This window comes from Flavobacterium supellecticarium, assembly GCF_004801375.1.
GTDB lineage: Bacteria > Bacteroidota > Bacteroidia > Flavobacteriales > Flavobacteriaceae > Flavobacterium > Flavobacterium supellecticarium.
On sequence record NZ_SSNZ01000007.1, the window covers coordinates 36115 to 52874 of the forward strand.

15 protein-coding genes are annotated in these 16760 nt (G+C 40.0%); 8 read left to right on the forward strand and 7 right to left on the reverse strand.

Annotated features, from left to right (window positions below):
- Positions 1–53 precede the first annotated feature (53 nt).
- From E6C50_RS13460 to E6C50_RS13470, 3 genes are all read right to left on the reverse strand, one after another.
- A complete protein-coding gene (locus E6C50_RS13460; RefSeq protein ID WP_136403868.1) occupies positions 54–3476 on the reverse strand; it encodes a hypothetical protein in 3423 nt (1140 codons plus the stop codon).
- A gap of 132 nt (positions 3477–3608) precedes the next feature.
- Positions 3609–4862: an aspartate kinase gene (locus E6C50_RS13465; protein WP_136403749.1), complete on the reverse strand. Its 1254-nt coding sequence runs from the start codon at positions 4860–4862 to the stop codon at positions 3609–3611.
- 43 nt (positions 4863–4905) lie between these two features.
- Positions 4906–5388 carry a GNAT family N-acetyltransferase gene (locus E6C50_RS13470; RefSeq protein ID WP_136403750.1) on the reverse strand — a complete coding sequence of 161 codons (483 nt, stop codon included), beginning with the start codon at positions 5386–5388 and terminating at the stop codon, positions 4906–4908.
- A 105-nt stretch (positions 5389–5493) separates the two neighbouring features.
- On the opposite strand from E6C50_RS13470, the gene fbp reads away from it, so the two are divergent.
- Positions 5494–6501 (forward strand): class 1 fructose-bisphosphatase, encoded by a 1008-nt coding sequence (fbp, locus tag E6C50_RS13475; RefSeq protein ID WP_136403751.1) that lies wholly within the window; start codon positions 5494–5496, stop codon positions 6499–6501.
- 74 nt (positions 6502–6575) lie between these two features.
- On the opposite strand, the gene E6C50_RS13480 is transcribed toward fbp, so the two are convergent.
- Positions 6576–7007 carry a tellurite resistance TerB family protein gene (locus E6C50_RS13480; RefSeq protein ID WP_136403752.1) on the reverse strand — a complete coding sequence of 144 codons (432 nt, stop codon included), beginning with the start codon at positions 7005–7007 and terminating at the stop codon, positions 6576–6578.
- A 148-nt stretch (positions 7008–7155) separates the two neighbouring features.
- Between E6C50_RS13480 and E6C50_RS13485 the strand changes: the two genes are divergently transcribed.
- From E6C50_RS13485 to E6C50_RS13495, 3 genes are all read left to right on the forward strand, one after another.
- Positions 7156–7749, forward strand: a complete 594-nt coding sequence (locus E6C50_RS13485; RefSeq protein WP_136403753.1) for a HupE/UreJ family protein — start codon at positions 7156–7158, stop codon at positions 7747–7749.
- A 171-nt stretch (positions 7750–7920) separates the two neighbouring features.
- The gene (locus E6C50_RS13490; protein WP_136403754.1) at positions 7921–8349 is read left to right on the forward strand and encodes a deoxycytidylate deaminase; all 429 of its coding nucleotides are present in this window, start codon (positions 7921–7923) and stop codon (positions 8347–8349) included.
- A gap of 1 nt (position 8350) precedes the next feature.
- Positions 8351–9931: a S41 family peptidase gene (locus E6C50_RS13495; protein ID WP_136403755.1), complete on the forward strand. Its 1581-nt coding sequence runs from the start codon at positions 8351–8353 to the stop codon at positions 9929–9931.
- A 26-nt stretch (positions 9932–9957) separates the two neighbouring features.
- Here E6C50_RS13495 and E6C50_RS13500 read toward each other — a convergent pair whose 3' ends face one another.
- From E6C50_RS13500 to E6C50_RS13510, 3 genes are all read right to left on the reverse strand, one after another.
- Complete coding sequence (locus E6C50_RS13500; RefSeq protein ID WP_136403756.1) at positions 9958–10566, reverse strand: FAD-dependent oxidoreductase; 609 nt, start codon at positions 10564–10566, stop codon at positions 9958–9960.
- Positions 10567–10569: 3 nt separating this feature from the next.
- Positions 10570–10770: a hypothetical protein gene (locus E6C50_RS13505; RefSeq protein ID WP_136403757.1), complete on the reverse strand. Its 201-nt coding sequence runs from the start codon at positions 10768–10770 to the stop codon at positions 10570–10572.
- 63 nt (positions 10771–10833) lie between these two features.
- Entirely contained in the window at positions 10834–11409 is a 576-nt protein-coding gene (locus E6C50_RS13510; protein ID WP_136403758.1) for a MarC family protein, read from the reverse strand.
- A gap of 205 nt (positions 11410–11614) precedes the next feature.
- Here E6C50_RS13510 and E6C50_RS13515 point away from each other — a divergent pair, with 205 nt between their 5' ends.
- The 4 genes from E6C50_RS13515 (at position 11615) to E6C50_RS13530 (ending at position 16728) form a co-directional block, all read left to right on the forward strand.
- Positions 11615–12181, forward strand: coding sequence for a DUF3109 family protein (locus E6C50_RS13515; protein ID WP_136403759.1), 567 nt, complete (start codon positions 11615–11617; stop codon positions 12179–12181).
- A gap of 275 nt (positions 12182–12456) precedes the next feature.
- Positions 12457–13434 (forward strand): ribonucleotide-diphosphate reductase subunit beta, encoded by a 978-nt coding sequence (locus tag E6C50_RS13520; RefSeq protein ID WP_136403760.1) that lies wholly within the window; start codon positions 12457–12459, stop codon positions 13432–13434.
- Positions 13435–13528: 94 nt separating this feature from the next.
- Positions 13529–15910: a ribonucleoside-diphosphate reductase subunit alpha gene (locus E6C50_RS13525; RefSeq protein WP_136403761.1), complete on the forward strand. Its 2382-nt coding sequence runs from the start codon at positions 13529–13531 to the stop codon at positions 15908–15910.
- Positions 15911–16017: 107 nt separating this feature from the next.
- Positions 16018–16728, forward strand: a complete 711-nt coding sequence (locus tag E6C50_RS13530) for an AAA family ATPase (protein WP_136403762.1) — start codon at positions 16018–16020, stop codon at positions 16726–16728.
- The last annotated feature ends 32 nt before the right edge of the window (positions 16729–16760 follow it).

The window sequence follows — 16760 nt, forward strand, 5'->3', positions numbered from 1 at the left end:
GATGTCTGGTACAAAAAAAGTATTATGAATAATTGGAAGTTTTAGTCTGAATTTTAAAAATAAGCCCGCAATTGGATATTCCCGGTATGAATCGTCTGACTCGTTTCGCTTTTACGTCCCTGGTAGTTGAGGTTAACGTCCAGATATTGCGTCAGGTTTTTTTGTAAAAGTAGTCGCCAGGTTAGGTTTTCACCGGCCTGTAGGCCTTCCAACATCTGATAGGCCACTGGCGATAGTTCGTTTCCGGTAAATTTATTCTGATAGTAGGATAACTCTCCGTTTATCGTAAAACGTTTGTCGGAGGCATAGCTAAACGACGTTCCGATCCGTTGTTGGTTCAGTGTTTCAAAATCGGATATTTTATTCTCTTTTAATTGGTATTCGTAGAAAACATCCCAGCTGGCATTTTTGGAAAATAAATAGGATACTTTGGGTGCCAGTTGATAGCCTTTTAATTCAAAATTCCGACTCGCATAGTTTTCGGAATAGGTGTTGGATTGGATGGTTTTTCCGTTAAATCCAAACAGCCAGATTTTCTGAACCAGATGCGCATACTGAATCTGATGGGACGAATTGGTGTTTTCCTGCGAGCCTACCGATAGTAAGTTTTTCGAACGATTGGTCAAAAAAGTATAGGTCACGGAATGATCCTGTTTGCCGCGGTTGTAAAACAAACTGTTTCGGAAACTGGAATTGAGTCCGAGTAAGTCGTCGTCTTTTCCAAAAAAAGGATTCAGATCGAAGTTGTCGCTTTTACGGATGATTTTCCGATCGATGATAAAAGACGTCTGGTTATAAAAATACGATAACAGTTTTCGAAATCCGGTTTCGTTTTGCCATTGGTTCGGGTTTAAGGTTACCGATTGCGAAAATTTGTTCTGATGGGTTTTGATAAAAATCTGGTTTGGTAAAAATACGCGGACATATTTCGCCTGATCCGGGAATTGCGCAATCTCAAATTCCTCCAGTTCCTGAATACCGTTGCCGTTATAATCGTTCCACATATAAATCCCTTGTCCGGGTTCGACCTGTAAATAGGTAAATTCCTGCTGGGCAATGCGCCCGGAAGTGGTTTCGTAGGCGGTTGTAACCTGAATCAATTGATTAAAATAACGATCGTTATACAATAAACGGGAGTTTAAAGAAGGTTCGCTACCACGTGCCGGATCTTCGTATTTCAAGTTTCGGTAGTTGACAAATACCGATAAATCGCTTTTTTCAGTTTGTAGTAAACGCGATTTCAGATAATAGGAACGAGATGTATTGACTTTGGTGAGCAAGCCGTTTTGTAAACTGTCGTTTGTACGTTGTAAATACCCGAATTCCATATAAACTTTTGTACTGTCACCACGACCCATAAACGCACCAAATTCTTTAAACCGCTGACTTAAGGCGGTAAATTGGTTGGTTTCTTTTATTTTTTCTTCGTTATTTTCCATACGTACGCTACCGCCAACCCAGTTTTTGCCAATATGATATTTGGCCTGGGTATTACTTCGGATAAATTTGGAAGTGGAATACGTACTGCTGCTATTTAGAAAACTGCTGTTGTTTCGAAACGTCCATTTATCCAGTTGAAATTGACCTTCGATCACATGACGGGTTCCGGAAAAGCTTTCGGAAAAATCGAGTTTCTCCAATTGATAGCGCGCAAAACCGTTATTGCGGGAATGGGTTGTTTGTGGTAAACGGAAATTTAATCCCGAAACCAATAGGCTTTGATCACCAAGTGGATTCGTCAGGTTCCAGTCGCGGTCAAATTCGATACTGAAAAGACGTTCGATGGTTTTGAATTTCTGCTGTACAAACTGATAGTTTGCAAAACCGTCTATTTCCCAACGTTTGGACCATAGCCGTTGTTTGACGTTAAAGCGTCCGGCTAATCCTTGATTGTCCTGATCATCGATATTTGAGAATAAGTTTTTGTCGTTGTTGCTTAAACCGATTTCAAAGTCAACGAGTGTTTTTTCACTGGGATTAAATTTTCCAAGGAAGGTTGCAATCTGAATACTCGTTGGTGCCACCAGTCGAACAATCGGTTCGTAGTTTCCCTGCGGAATGCCGTTTAACGGTGCGATATATTCATAGATACGGCCAACGGCCTGGTTGTTGGCCAGAATATAATTTCCCTGATTGTTGCCAACTAAGGTAAAGCGAACGTTGTACAATTCGTCCTGTGGATTGTTGGAATACACATAGGTGGTCACACCGTTAACGATGACTTTTTTATACAGGATTTTGTTTTCGGAATAGCTGTCCGGATAAGCCGAAGGGGCATTCATCTTGGAGGGATCGTTCCCGGCCTCGCTCAAGATCTGAATTTGCTCGGCCGATAGGTTTTGTTGTAACGGCTGACTTTTAATATCGCTTTCGGAATACAAAAATCCACCTACACTCCAGGTGTCGCGTTCGTGGGTTACGCCACCATAAGCCACATATCGGGTGTAATTTCGATCGGTATATTGGTATTCGATGTTGATCCGCATTTCGGAAGTGATCGGAAATAAGGACGTAAAACGGATCTCACCTGCATTATAGTCGATAATATAATCGTTGCTTTCACCGCGTTTCAATAGGATTCCATTCACATAAACCCGTTCGGATCCGGAGATAACCAATACGTATAATTCGCCATTCGGGCCTTTAAGTTTATAGGGTCCCTGATTGCCTTCTTGTCCCACAAAGGTACTGCGGGTATATTGTCCGCGAACCAAGGCTCCGGCTGCGAAAATATCGGTTTTGCTACCCGTGTCGCCAAAGGTAAAATGTGTGGATAATCCCTGTACTTTTTTGTTGAAATTCAGAAAACGGGATTGTCGGTTTTCTAAAAATAAGTCTCCGGCACGGACATTCCATTTATCGGAAAATAATTCGATAAAAATCTGATCGAATTCGTCCAGTTTCTGCGAATAACCACCTTCCTGTAATGGAATGTTGCTGTCCTGAATCGACGCGCGAAGGCTTACTTTGTCGGAAATTTTTCCGGTGATTTGTAAGTCAAGATTGGAATTTAAAACGGTGTTCTGATTGTTTCCAATCGTGATACCTCGGGTGATGCTTCCGGACGTGTTTAATCCGTCGAACGGTTTAAAGTTGTTAACCGGTTCTCTTTTAATGGTGTATAATTGCTGGCCATTTCCGTTGCTCACTACGCGCGACGGATCGTAAATCGTATATTTTTTAGTGAGGTATTCCGGGAATTTTAAATAGCGGACGGTTAGTGTGTCGCTACTTTGGAAATTATTTCTGAAATGCAATTTGCCTTTCTGAAAATCGACGGCATAATAGGTGGTGTCAATTTCATTTCCGGCTTTATCCAATACTTTAAAAAAAGCTTTGTTGATGCTAACGTTGTCAATCGCAATGGTATCCTGGGTTACCCGGATTTTTTTGGATTTATAGGGCGTTTCAATTTCCTGGGCATAAAGGCCGGAAACACAAAACAATACCAGAATCAAAATCCATTTTTTCAGCATACAGATATAACTCCAAAATGCCAAAAGTAGTGTAATTTCAATAGAAATTTTAAAAAGCGGGAAGTGTAAGCCGAAAAAACCGGTAAAAAGAACCCTTGTTTGGCTGTTCCTTTTACCGGTTTGCGGTTTTATTTATTCTTTAGTGATGATCTGCATCGTCTCACGGCTCATTTGTTTTACCAGTACCGTTTTGTCTTTTTCGACCATTTGTACCGCTTTGTCTGTGAAATGACGAATTGTGTACAAGGATACATTTTCGTTATAGGTCACTTTGAATTTTTTAGAGAGTGCCGCTTTTAGTTCGTTGAAATGATTAAACTTGTCTTCAATGCAAACGGAAAAACTAATCGCCGTATTCTGGATCAGGCTCACTTTTATTTTGTATTGATGGAATAATCCGAAAATCGCACTGATGTTTTCTTCCATGATAAACGAAAAATCAATGGATGACAGGGAAATCAACAACTGGTTTTTCTTAACGATAAAGCAGGAAGTCTGTGGTTCCAGATCGGCTCCTTTGGAAACACTGGTTCCCGGTAATAATGGGTTGACAAACGACTTTACATATAACGGAATTTCCTTTTTTTGTAGCGGTTGTAAGGTTTTCGGGTGAATTACCGAAGCTCCGTAAAATGCCAATTCAATGGCTTCGCGATAAGAAATCTGATTTAGAAGGACTGCGTTTTCAAAATACCGCGGATCGGCATTTAAAACACCCGGTACGTCTTTCCAGATCGTTACGCTTTCGGCATTCAGACAATAGGCAAAAATAGCCGCCGTATAATCGGAACCTTCCCGTCCCAGGGTAGTTGTAAAATTGTTTTCATCCGAACCTAAAAATCCCTGGGTAATATTCAGTACACTCTTTTTGATGTTTTTGGAAATGGTTTTCTGCGTTAATTCCCAATCGACAATCGCATCACGATAGGTATTATCTGTTTTGATCAAATTACGTACGTCCACCCATTGGTTTTTAATGCCGCTATGGTTAAAATAATAGCTCAGAATGCTAGTCGATACAATTTCGCCATACCCGACAATCTGATCGTATACAAAGTTGTAGTTGGGCGATTTGTTGCTGCCGAGAAAATACTCCATATCCGTAAAATGCCGGTTTACCGCTGTAAAGACCTCGTGTTTTTCGTCTTCAAACAAATCCAGTAAAATCTGGTTGTGGTATTTCTTGACTTCCTGAATGGAAGCCTTGAGCTCCGCCGATTTATCAAAATAGTTCTTTATAACCACTTCTAAAGCGTTTGTGGTTTTCCCCATTGCCGAAACAACCAGAAGAACATCGTCAAAACCTACTTTTTGCAAAACGTCGTATACGTTTTTAATACTACTGGCGTCTTTTACAGAGGCGCCACCAAATTTGAATACTCTCATTGTTTAAAAATTAGACCTGTATAATAGTGTGATTACAGTCGCTTTAACGCGGCAGTAAGCTGTTTGTGAAATTACTGATTCCGGCTTCGTCCATTTGTACGACGTACCAGTCTTTTAAAACTTTTGCACCCGATTTTTCGTAAAAGTCAATCGCATTTTGGTTCCAATCCAGTACGGCCCATTCGATACGACGAACATTGTCTTTTTTACCTTGTTTGATTACTTCTGCATATAAAGCATGTCCCAATCCGGTGCCGCGCATTTTTTCATTTACAATCAGATCTTCCAGATGAATCGTTTTGCCTTTCCAGGTTGAATAGCGATAGTAGAATAAAGCCATACCAACTATCTCATGGTCGACTTCGGCGATAAAGGTTTTAAAAAGTGGGTTTTCACCAAAACCGTCGCGTATCAGTTCGTCTACGGTAACTACTACGGCATCGGGTTCTTTTTCAAATACAGCCAGTTCGCGGATCAGCCCGAGTACCGCCGGCATATCTTCTTTTTGTCCTATTCGGATATTCATTTTACGGAAATTAAGTGTTTTGTTATTGCCGGAATAAAATATACTGGCATTGCACAAAAATAGCGATATTTGTACTCGAAAACACAACAACAACTCTAATAAATAATGAAAGATCGCAATAAAACGTTAGGTGAGTTTATCATTGAAAAACAGGAAGAATTCAAGTACTCATCCGGGGAATTGTCCCGAATTATCAATTCCATTCGTCTGGCGGCAAAGGTGGTGAGCCACAAAGTAAATAAAGCTGGTTTGGTCGATATCGTAGGAGCGGCCGGGGAACAGAATATTCAGGGCGAAGATCAGCAAAAACTGGATGTATATGCCAATGAGGTTTTTATTCAAACGTTGATCAATCGTGAGATTGTCTGCGGAATCGCGTCCGAAGAAAACGACGATTTTATTACCGTACAGGGAAAAGATGCCAGTCATAATAACAAATATGTAGTGTTAATGGATCCGTTGGATGGATCGTCCAATATTGATGTAAACGTATCGGTGGGAACCATTTTCTCGGTTTACCGCAGAATCACACCTATGGGAACGCCGGTAACACTGGAAGATTTTCTACAACCGGGCGTAAATCAGGTAGCAGCAGGTTATGTAATCTATGGTACGTCGACCATGTTGGTGTATACAACCGGTCACGGCGTAAACGGTTTTACATTAAACCCGGCTATCGGTACATTTTACCTGTCGCACCCGAATATGAAATATGCGCCGGACGGAAAAATCTATTCGATTAACGAAGGGAATTATATTCATTTCCCACAAGGGGTTAAAGATTATATCAAATATTGTCAGTTGGAAGAAGGGGATCGTCCGTATACATCGCGTTATATCGGAAGTTTGGTGTCCGATTTTCATAGAAACATGATCAAAGGAGGGGTTTATATTTATCCGACCAGTTCCAAAGCGCCAAATGGAAAATTGCGTTTGTTATACGAATGCAATCCAATGGCTTTTATCGCCGAACAGGCCGGAGGAAAAGCATCCGATGGTTTTGATCGTATCCTTGAAATTAAGCCAACGGAATTGCATCAACGGGTACCGTTTTTCTGCGGAAGTCGGAACATGGTGGAAAAAGCGGAAGAATTTATGACCAACGCGACGTAATAAGATAAGACCTGACAGGTCTATAAAGTAAAAAGTCCTGAATTTTCAGGACTTTTTTATTCGGTAAAAACGGATTATTTGTTCATGTTTTGCATTTCGTATATAAACGTGTCCAGGTCTACATTTAAAAGCAATAACGAAAACGCTTTGTCTACAATATATGAAGCGTTACTTGGTGTAAAGCCTAATGCCAAAACGAAACGCATCAGAATTTCTTTTTGTTTCGGACCCAGAATATGATCTGCATAAACCATACGGGATAAATCATACAAACGCTCTAAACGTTGTGTGTATAAATAAGGAGGGTTAATCGGATATTTTAAAGGATTCTCCAGAATTTCTTCATACTCCTCTTTCGAAATCTCCAACTGAATAGCCAACTTGTCTAAGAAGTTTCTTTCTTCCTGAGTCAGGTCGCCGTCTGCAAGAGCAACTCGTACGATAGCTGAAAAGTGGCCTTTGTTACGGGACTTAAATTCGCTATCAAATAAATCTGAAAATGACATATTTTTACAATTAAATGGTGTTGTACAGGTACAAATATACTTTATTTCCTATCCTGTTAAAACAAAATGTCGGCTTTTGTTGGCAGAGTATAGAAATATCAAAAATAATTGTAAGTTTGGATTCCCAAGTCAAATTAAAAGAAATACTATGTCAGAATTTTGGATATACTTTAACATCGGATTACGCCATGTGCTCGATATCAATGCTTATGATCATGTTTTGTTCCTGATCGCTTTGGTGGTTCCCTATGCGTTTAAAGACTGGAAGCGGGTGTTGTTACTCGTGACGCTTTTTACTTTGGGACATACCTTGTCGCTCATGTTATCGGTGTATGGAATCGTATATATTAAGGCCAATCTGGTCGAGTTTCTGATACCGATTACCATTTTGGTGACGGCATTATTTCATTTGTTTACCGCCGGAAAGTCATCCAAAAACGAAAGTGTCAGTTTTGTGGCTTTCGTAACGCTTTTCTTTGGAATTATTCATGGATTGGGTTTTTCCAATTACTTTAAAACCATATTGCCGGGCGCTGCATCCGATAAATTACTGCCGTTACTCGAATTCGCATTGGGTATTGAAACAGCACAAATTATTGTGGTGTTGGTAGTGTTAATCCTTTCCTATATTATTCAGACTTTTTTCCGCTTTTCCAAACGCGACTGGACACTGGTTATGTCGGCTTTTGTGATCGGTGTGGTATTACCGATGATCATAAGTAGTGAAATTTGGAATCGCTAAAAAAAAATGCTTACCTTTTCAGTATCAGTAGCGAAACGTTTGTGTATTTTTGTATTCCGTATTCCTGCTGTCCGCTATATCGTGTTGGTGCAACAAGGATGTCGCTCCCATCAGGGCTATAGGGATAGGTCATTACCTTTTGTGATGGTTTACAAGTAACTAATACATTGAATGAAAGAACAAAAACGGAATAAATACGATAAGGCCTACCTGAGAATTGCTAAAGAATGGAGCCTGTTGTCGTATTGTAAAAGAAAACAGGTTGGTGCCATCATTGTAAAAGATCGTATGATTATATCCGACGGTTATAACGGAACGCCATCCGGATTTGAGAATTGCTGCGAAGACGATGATGGTTATACCAAATGGTATGTGTTGCATGCCGAAGCGAATGCCATTTCGAAAGTGGCGCGATCCACTCAATCCTGCGAAGGAGCAACCTTATATATTACCTTGTCGCCTTGTAAGGATTGTAGTAAACTGATTCATCAATCCGGAATTAAACGGGTTGTTTATTATCAGGGCTATAAAGATGAAGAAGGACTTGATTTTCTAAGAAAAGCAGGTGTTGAGGTAGAGCATATTGCTGATTTGGATTAGTATGAAAATTAAAAAAATATACTTGCCGGTAATAATCACTACGGCACTCGCAGTGGGTGTGCTTATTGGGGGCTATCTTAACTTTTCGGCTCCAACGGCGAATTTTTCTTCAAACGCGAGTAAAAATAAACTCAATAAGCTACTGGATTTTATCAATAACGAATATGTTGATGAGGTCAATACCGATTCGATTGTGGATCTTACTGTAAACGGTATTCTCGAAAAACTCGATCCGCATTCGGTTTATATTGCTAAAAACGAGTTTGAATCCGTGGCGCAAAGTATGAAAGGTGACTTTGTGGGAATCGGTGTTAATTTTTATACCTATAAAGATTCGGTAGCGGTTATCAAACCCATTGCCGGCGGACCTTCTGAAAGAGCCGGAATCCGTGCGGGCGATCGTATTCTGTTTGCCGGTAATACCAAGTTGTTTGGAAAGAAAATATCCAACGACACGCTTTTTTCAAAACTCAAAGGAGAAAGAGGATCCAAAGTAGAGCTGACCATTTTTAGAAAAACGGAAAACAAAAAGTTTAAAGTTAATGTGACCCGCGATTTGGTGCCAATCAAAAGCGTGGATGTGGCTTTAATGCTCAATGATAAAATCGGATATATTAAAATTAATCGTTTTGCTGAGACCACTTTTAAAGAATTTCATCAGGGATTGTCAAAGCTTAAAGCAGCCGGTGTGCAGGAACTTATTGTCGATGTACGCAATAATGGTGGTGGCTATATGGAACGCGCGGTGGAAATTGCAGACGAATTCCTGAAAGATAAAGAGCAAATCGTTAAAATCAAAAACCGAAAAGGAGTGGAGGATATTAGTAATGCTACTTCGAAAGGAAGTTTTGAAAACGGAAAACTATATATTCTGATCGATGAAAACAGTGCGTCGGCAAGTGAAATTTTAGCCGGAGCGATTCAGGATAACGACCGCGGACTGATTGTGGGAAGAAGATCGTTCGGAAAAGGACTGGTGCAACGGGAAATGCCGTTGGGAGATGGTTCTGCTGTTCGTTTAACGGTGGCGCGTTATTATACGCCTTCGGGACGATCGATCCAAAAACCGTATAACAAAGGTCTGGAAGCCTATTACGGTGATTTTGAAAAACGTTTTGAAAATGGTGAATTATACGCTTTTGATAGTATCAAAGTTGCGGATAGTTTGAAGTTTAAAACCAAAAAAGGAAAAACGGTTTATGGCGGCGGCGGTATCATTCCGGATATTTTTGTTCCGATGGAAGGAAAACATGGCGATGAGGCATTGAATATGATCATGCAATCTGGAATCGTGAGTTATTTTGTTTTTGAAGAACTGGATCATGAAAGATCGCAATTTCAAAAGTTAACGATTCCGCAAGTGGAAAGTAAGGTGAAAAATACCGATTTTTATTACGATGGTTTCCGTAAGCATTTGTCGAAAAGTGGGCTTATTTTTAATCTGGATAAAAACAAAGATAAGGTCAAACAATATCTGGCTGCCGAATTTGTACGCCAGTTATTTGATGAGCAACATTATTATCAGTTGGTTTTAAAAGAAGATCCGATGATTAAAGCGGTGTTTGAAGCTGCTAAAAAATAACATAAAAAGGAGCCTGGGCTCCTTTTTTATTTTCGTATACTGTCGTGAGAGTGGGTTTCAATTCCGTTGTTCCATAACGTTAGGAGGTCGGTTGCTACCGATGCACCACTTCCGGCGGCTATCGCAAGCTGACTTCTCCATCCGGCCAGCGTCCCGGCTACATAAATACCGTCGGCTACAAGATGATCATTGTTTTTAAGCTGGATACGATTCTTTTCCGGTAGCGCTTTGCGATGCGGTTCAATATAGTGTTCCAGGCCTTCTATTCCGAAAAGGTTGGAGGATCCGATGGCGACAACAATTGCGCGGGTTTTATAAGAGCCTTTGTTTGTCGTTACGGTAAAGTCACCTGATGTTCCTTCGACTTTGATGACTTTTTCGTCCGGAATTTGTATAATATGCGGGTAGGTTTGTGCCAGATGATCGGTGCTTTCGGTTAGAATTTCCGAACCCGGTTTTCCTGCCGGAATACCATAAGCGTTATTGAATAGTGCGTCTTGTAATGACGACGCTTTCTGGTGGGTGATAATGCCTATTTTTTTATCGGTTACAAAACTCTTTTTTTGAGCCGACCCTAATATAAGGGCACACGAAACCCCGGCTACACCGCCACCAATTAGCAAAACATCAAACATGTCTTAGTTTCCTTTTGTTTTTTCTTCGATGGCTTTCGACATCTTGAAGATTAATAAAATACAAACAGCGCATAATGAGGCCACAATGCCGATTAACGCCACTAAACTGTTGCCTTCAAAAAGATTCGAAAAATCCAATAGGGTCAGGTTAAAAATAATTAACCCCAACGCGGCAGCGATTAGTATGTATGAGAAAATTTTCATTGTAAATAAAAAAAAAGAACTACGAGTAGTTAAATTATGGCGGTGAAATTAGTAAAAATCTGCTTAAACAAACAGACCTTTAACATTAGCTGCGAATAATTTAACAGCGATGGCTAAAAGAACAACACCAAATACCTTACGGATAACGCCTAGCCCGTTTTTACCCAATGTTTTTTCGATTCGGGATGATGATTTTAAAACCAGGTATACGATTAGAATGTTGGCCAGAATGCCTAAGATAATGTTGATCGTCTGATATTCCGAACGCAATGATAATAAAGTAGTCATCGTTCCGGCTCCGGCAATTAAAGGAAAGGCGATGGGTACAATGGATGCCGTATTGGGTGCATCGTCTTTATAAAGTGTGATGCCTAAGATCATTTCCAGTGCCAGAAAAAATAATACAAACGAACCGGCTACGGCAAACGAGTTGACATCGATTCCGATAAGTTTTAAAATTTCATCTCCCACAAAAAGAAAAGAAATCATGATGACAGCCGCAACTATAGAGGCTTTTTCAGATTGTATATGGCCTACTTTATTGCGTAAATCAACAATAATCGGGATGCTTCCGAAAATATCGATCACCGCAAATAAAACCATTCCTACCGTAAAAAATTCTTTCCAATCGAATCCCATACCTATTATTTTTTTAAGACTGCAAAATTATATAAATTTATAACAAAAAATCTAAAAATAGGGTTAATTTTTAACATAAAAATAAAATTGACCTACAAATGTCTTTTTTTATTGCTTATTTCGTAATTAAAGTGAGGTTTTAGTAGCGTTTTAAAATCCGTATTAATTTGTACCTTTGTCGGCTAATTAATGAATTCCGAGTATAATGTTTCAGTTAGGGAAAACCATCGTGTCTGAAGAAATTCTTGAAAAAGAATTTGTGTGTAATCTGTCGGCTTGTAAGGGAGCTTGTTGTGTAGATGGTGATGCCGGTGCGCCACTTGATCAAAGTGAAGTCGCGATTCTGGAAAAAATTTATCCTATCGTAAAACCGTTTTTACGTCCCGAAGGTGTTGCTGCAATCGAAGCGCAGGGAACCTCGATCGTAGGTTCGGATGGCGAACTGGAAACACCGCTGATTGACGGAGCGGATTGCGCGTATGTTATTTTTGATGGACCAACGGCACTTTGTGGTATTGAACAGGCGTACAACCAGGGTCTGGTCGATTGGAAAAAACCGGTTTCCTGTCATTTGTACCCGATACGGGTTAAAGACTTTTCCGATTTTGCTGCGGTGAATTACCATAAATGGCATATCTGTGACGATGCTTGCTCGCTTGGAAAAGAGTTGGAGGTTCCGGTGTATAAATTCGTAAAAGAAGCACTGGTTCGTAAGTTCGGGCCGGAATGGTATAGCGAACTTGAAAAGGTGGCCGAAGAACTTAAAAAGTAGGTTGACTGTTTTTTTTCGGAAAGGCTTTAATCAGGTGTGTTGACACTGGTGTGGCTTCTTTTTTTAACATTACGTTATTTTGTAATGTGTTGTTTTTCAAAAATATAGGTTTTTAAACATAGCTTGAAAGAATTTTCTTCGCTTGTTAAAAACTCGTCCTAATTGTGAATAAGTTTGACTCGATTTGTCTTTCTTTTTCCGTTTCAAATACCAATCTTTGTAGTGTGTTTTTCTAAAGAAAAACATAAAATTAATCTTTTAAAAGTCAATGTACTATGTCGGTGATCGAACCAATTTTGCAAGAGAATAAAGACCGTTTTGTTATTTTTCCAATCAAACACCACGATATCTGGGATTGGTATAAAAAAATGGAGGCTAGCTTTTGGACGGCAGAAGAAATTGACTTGCATCAGGATTTGACCGACTGGAATACAAAGTTAAACGACGACGAAAAATATTTTATCAAACATATTTTGGCATTCTTCGCAGCTTCCGACGGTATCGTAAATGAAAATCTTGCGGAAAACTTTGTAAACGAAGTACAATATCCGGAAGCGAAGTTTTTCTACGGATTCCAGATTATGATGGAAAACATTCATAGTGAGACGTATTCTCTTTTGATTGATACCTATGTGAAAGACGAGGCTGAAAAAAATGAATTGTTCCATGCTTTGGATGTCTTTCCTGCCATCCGTAAAAAAGCAGATTGGGCGTTACGTTGGATTGAATCCGATTCGTTTGCCGAAAGATTAATTGCGTTTGCGGCCGTGGAAGGAATCTTCTTCTCCGGAGCGTTCTGTTCCATTTTCTGGTTGAAAAAACGTGGTTTGATGCCGGGTCTTACGTTCTCGAATGAATTAATTTCAAGAGACGAAGGGGTGCATTGCGATTTCGCGGTTCACTTGCACAACCACCATTTGGTGAACAAAGTACCGAAAGACAGAATTGTGGAAATTATCACCGATGCATTAAATATTGAAAGAGAATTTATTACCGAATCATTGCCGGTTAGTTTAATCGGAATGAATGCCACACTAATGACACAATACCTGGAGTTTGTAGCCGACAGATTGTTGGTGGAGCTGGGTTGTGAAAAAGTATATAACGCGAGCAATCCTTTTGACTTTATGGATATGATCTCGTTACAAGGGAAAACCAATTTCTTCGAAAAAAGGGTGTCCGAATACCAGAAAGCGGGTGTATTAAATAAAGATACCGACTCGCAAAAAATTAGCTTCGACGCTGATTTTTAAAGAACTGTAATTGACCATGCTAAATGGCGATTGGAACGAAAACCAATGTGTTTTCTGTAAAATTATTTGTATCAATTCATAAATTTTCAATACGATGTATGTAGTAAAAAGAGACGGACGACGTGAGCCTGTAATGTTTGATAAGATTACAGACAGAGTTAGAATTCTATGCTATGGATTAAACGATTTGGTTGATCCTGTAAAAGTAGCTATGCGAGTTATTGAAGGTTTATACGATGGTGTAACCACATCAGAACTGGATAACCTGGCTGCCGAAACAGCAGCGTCAATGACGGTTTCACACCCGGATTTTGCACAGTTGGCCGCGCGAATTGCCGTGTCGAACCTGCACAAAAATACCAAAAAATCATTCTCGGAAACGATGACGGATATGTATCAGTACGTAAATCCGAGAACCAATCAGGAATCACCGTTGATTTCGGATGAGGTTTATGAAGTGATCATGGCCAATGCCGAACGATTGGATTCCACAATTATCTATAACCGGGATTTTAACTACGATTATTTCGGATTTAAAACTTTGGAGCGTTCCTATTTGTTGCGTATCAACGGGCAAATTGTGGAACGTCCGCAACATATGTTAATGCGTGTTTCCGTAGGGATTCACCTTAATGATATCGAATCGGCTATCGAGACCTACGAATTGATGTCGAAAAAGTTCTTTACGCATGCAACGCCAACGTTGTTTAATGCCGGAACACCAAAACCACAAATGTCGTCTTGTTTCCTGTTAACCATGCAGGATGATAGTATCGACGGAATTTACGATACCCTAAAACATACGGCTAAGATCTCGCAATCGGCCGGAGGAATCGGTTTGTCAATCCATAATGTACGGGCTACCGGTTCGTATATCAGAGGAACAAACGGAACATCTAACGGTATTGTACCGATGTTGCGTGTGTTTAACGATACCGCACGATATGTTGATCAAGGTGGTGGAAAACGTAAAGGTAGTTTTGCAATTTATGTAGAGCCATGGCATGCCGATATCTTCGATTTCCTGGATTTACGTAAAAACCACGGAAAAGAAGAAATGCGTGCACGTGATCTTTTCTATGCGATGTGGATGAACGATTTGTTCATGAAACGCGTTCAGGAAGATGGACAATGGACGTTGATGTGTCCGAACGAATGTCCAGGATTATACGATGTATATGGGGACGAATTTGACGCGATGTATATCGCGTATGAAAATGCCGGTAAAGGTAGAAAAACCATAAAAGCCCGCGAGCTTTGGGAGAAAATCCTGGAATCACAAATCGAAACCGGTACGCCATACATGCTTTATAAGGATGCAGCCAACCGTAAATCAAACCAGAAAAACCTGGGGACGATCCGTTCTTCGAATCTTTGTACCGAGATTCTGGAATATACTTCAGCCGACGAAATTGCGGTTTGTAATCTGGCTTCCATATCACTTCCGATGTTTGTGGAAAACGGAGAATTCAATCATACACTACTTTACGATGTGACCAAACGCGTAACCCGTAACCTGAATAAAGTAATCGACAGGAATTACTATCCTGTTAAAGAAGCTGAAAATTCTAATATGCGTCACCGTCCGGTTGGATTGGGCGTACAAGGTCTGGCCGATGCTTTTATCTTATTGCGTATGCCGTTTACGAGCGATGCCGCTAAAAAGCTGAATCAGGAAATTTTCGAAACCATGTATTTCGCTGCGCTTACCGCATCGATGGAAATGGCAAAAGAAGAAGGACCATATTCAACTTTCGAGGGTTCTCCGATTTCAAAAGGAGAATTCCAGTACAATCTTTGGGGATTGAATGATGATGATTTAAGCGGTCGTTGGGATTGGGCAAGCCTGCGAAAAGAAGTGATGCAAAACGGAGTCCGTAACTCCTTGTTGATGGCGCCGATGCCAACAGCTTCAACATCACAAATCTTAGGAAATAACGAAGCTTTCGAACCGTATACCTCCAATATTTATACCCGTCGTGTATTATCGGGTGAGTTTATCGTGGTAAACAAACACTTGTTGCAGGATTTGGTAAATCTGGGCTTGTGGAACGAAAGCCTGAAACAGGAAATCATGCGTGCTAACGGATCGATTCAGAATATCGATATCATTCCTCAGGATATTAAAGAACTGTACAAAACGGTTTGGGAAATGAGTATGAAGGATATTATTGATATGTCCCGTCAGCGGGGTTACTTTATCGATCAGTCGCAATCGTTAAACCTGTTTATGGAAGGTGCTACTTTTGCAAAATTAACATCAATGCATTTCTACGCTTGGCAGTCCGGTTTAAAAACAGGAATGTACTACCTGAGAACGAAGAGTGCTGTCGATGCAATTAAGTTTACATTAAACAACGAGGTGAAGCAGGAAACACCGGCAAAACAGGAAGAAATCGCTGTAGATGAATTCCGCGCGATGTTGGAACGTTCCCGAAATGCAGAACCGGACGATTGTGAAATGTGTGGTTCATAATCTGAAAAAAGCAATATACAAAACAGCTGTCTTTTAAGATGGCTGTTTCCTTTTTAAGATAAATTGTATTTGTACATTTGTTCACAACTTAACTAAAACCGTATCGCTTGAGTACTTTATATTTTACCGACAGAAGTAATGTTAATCTGGAAGATGTTGTTTTTAATGAAGCTGTTTCAGGACAGATCAACCAGTTTTTAAAAGAATATCATTTCCGCGAAGTATTGGAACGCTATGAATTGCCGGTGGTGAATAAAATGCTGTTATACGGAAAAACGGGTTGCGGAAAAACAATGACGGCCAAAGCAATTGCCAAAAAGCTCGATAAAAAGATTATTATTGTAAATCTGGCGAGTATTGTTTCGGCCAAATTGGGTGAAACCGCCAAAAATATCGAAGGCTTGTTTAAAGAAGTGCTGTATGAAAGTGCCGTATTGTTTTTTGACGAGTTCGACTCGTTGGGACAAATACGGGATTATGATAATAAAGACAGTAGCGAAATGAAACGCGTGGTGAATGCGATCTTACAGCTGATCGATAATTTCCCGAAAAAATCGATACTCATCGCGGCAACCAACCAGATTCAAATGATTGACGAGGCCTTGGTGCGAAGATTTGAATTAAAACTGGAGTTTACACTGCCGTCGCGTGCCGTACTCGATACGTATTATAATAGTCTGTTGTCGAAATATCCGGCCGAATTCTGTAAGTTGGAACGGATTTACGACGTGTCGTTTGCCGAAGCTAAAAATCATGTGTTTACAGCGGTAAAAAATAATATTATTCAGGCTGAAATCGAAAAACAACAAAATAACTAAGATCCCGTTGGGAATTAAAAATATACTCCTAT

What these genes read in the sequence shown, in the direction of transcription:
- E6C50_RS13470 (WP_136403750.1), bottom strand. Translation starts at nt 5,388, where the DNA reads ATGAATATCCGAATAGGACAAAAAGAAGATATGCCGGCGGTACTCGGG.
- E6C50_RS13510 (WP_136403758.1), bottom strand. Translation starts at nt 11,409, where the DNA reads ATGGGATTCGATTGGAAAGAATTTTTTACGGTAGGAATGGTTTTATTT.
- E6C50_RS13495 (WP_136403755.1), top strand. Translation starts at nt 8,351, where the DNA reads ATGAAAATTAAAAAAATATACTTGCCGGTAATAATCACTACGGCACTC.
- E6C50_RS13500 (WP_136403756.1), bottom strand. Translation starts at nt 10,566, where the DNA reads ATGTTTGATGTTTTGCTAATTGGTGGCGGTGTAGCCGGGGTTTCGTGT.
- E6C50_RS13485 (WP_136403753.1), top strand. Translation starts at nt 7,156, where the DNA reads ATGTCAGAATTTTGGATATACTTTAACATCGGATTACGCCATGTGCTC.
- E6C50_RS13520 (WP_136403760.1), top strand. Translation starts at nt 12,457, where the DNA reads ATGTCGGTGATCGAACCAATTTTGCAAGAGAATAAAGACCGTTTTGTT.
- E6C50_RS13515 (WP_136403759.1), top strand. Translation starts at nt 11,615, where the DNA reads ATGTTTCAGTTAGGGAAAACCATCGTGTCTGAAGAAATTCTTGAAAAA.
- E6C50_RS13465 (WP_136403749.1), bottom strand. Translation starts at nt 4,862, where the DNA reads ATGAGAGTATTCAAATTTGGTGGCGCCTCTGTAAAAGACGCCAGTAGT.
- fbp (WP_136403751.1), top strand. Translation starts at nt 5,494, where the DNA reads ATGAAAGATCGCAATAAAACGTTAGGTGAGTTTATCATTGAAAAACAG.
- E6C50_RS13490 (WP_136403754.1), top strand. Translation starts at nt 7,921, where the DNA reads ATGAAAGAACAAAAACGGAATAAATACGATAAGGCCTACCTGAGAATT.
- E6C50_RS13480 (WP_136403752.1), bottom strand. Translation starts at nt 7,007, where the DNA reads ATGTCATTTTCAGATTTATTTGATAGCGAATTTAAGTCCCGTAACAAA.
- E6C50_RS13460 (WP_136403868.1), bottom strand. Translation starts at nt 3,476, where the DNA reads ATGCTGAAAAAATGGATTTTGATTCTGGTATTGTTTTGTGTTTCCGGC.
- E6C50_RS13505 (WP_136403757.1), bottom strand. Translation starts at nt 10,770, where the DNA reads ATGAAAATTTTCTCATACATACTAATCGCTGCCGCGTTGGGGTTAATT.
- E6C50_RS13525 (WP_136403761.1), top strand. Translation starts at nt 13,529, where the DNA reads ATGTATGTAGTAAAAAGAGACGGACGACGTGAGCCTGTAATGTTTGAT.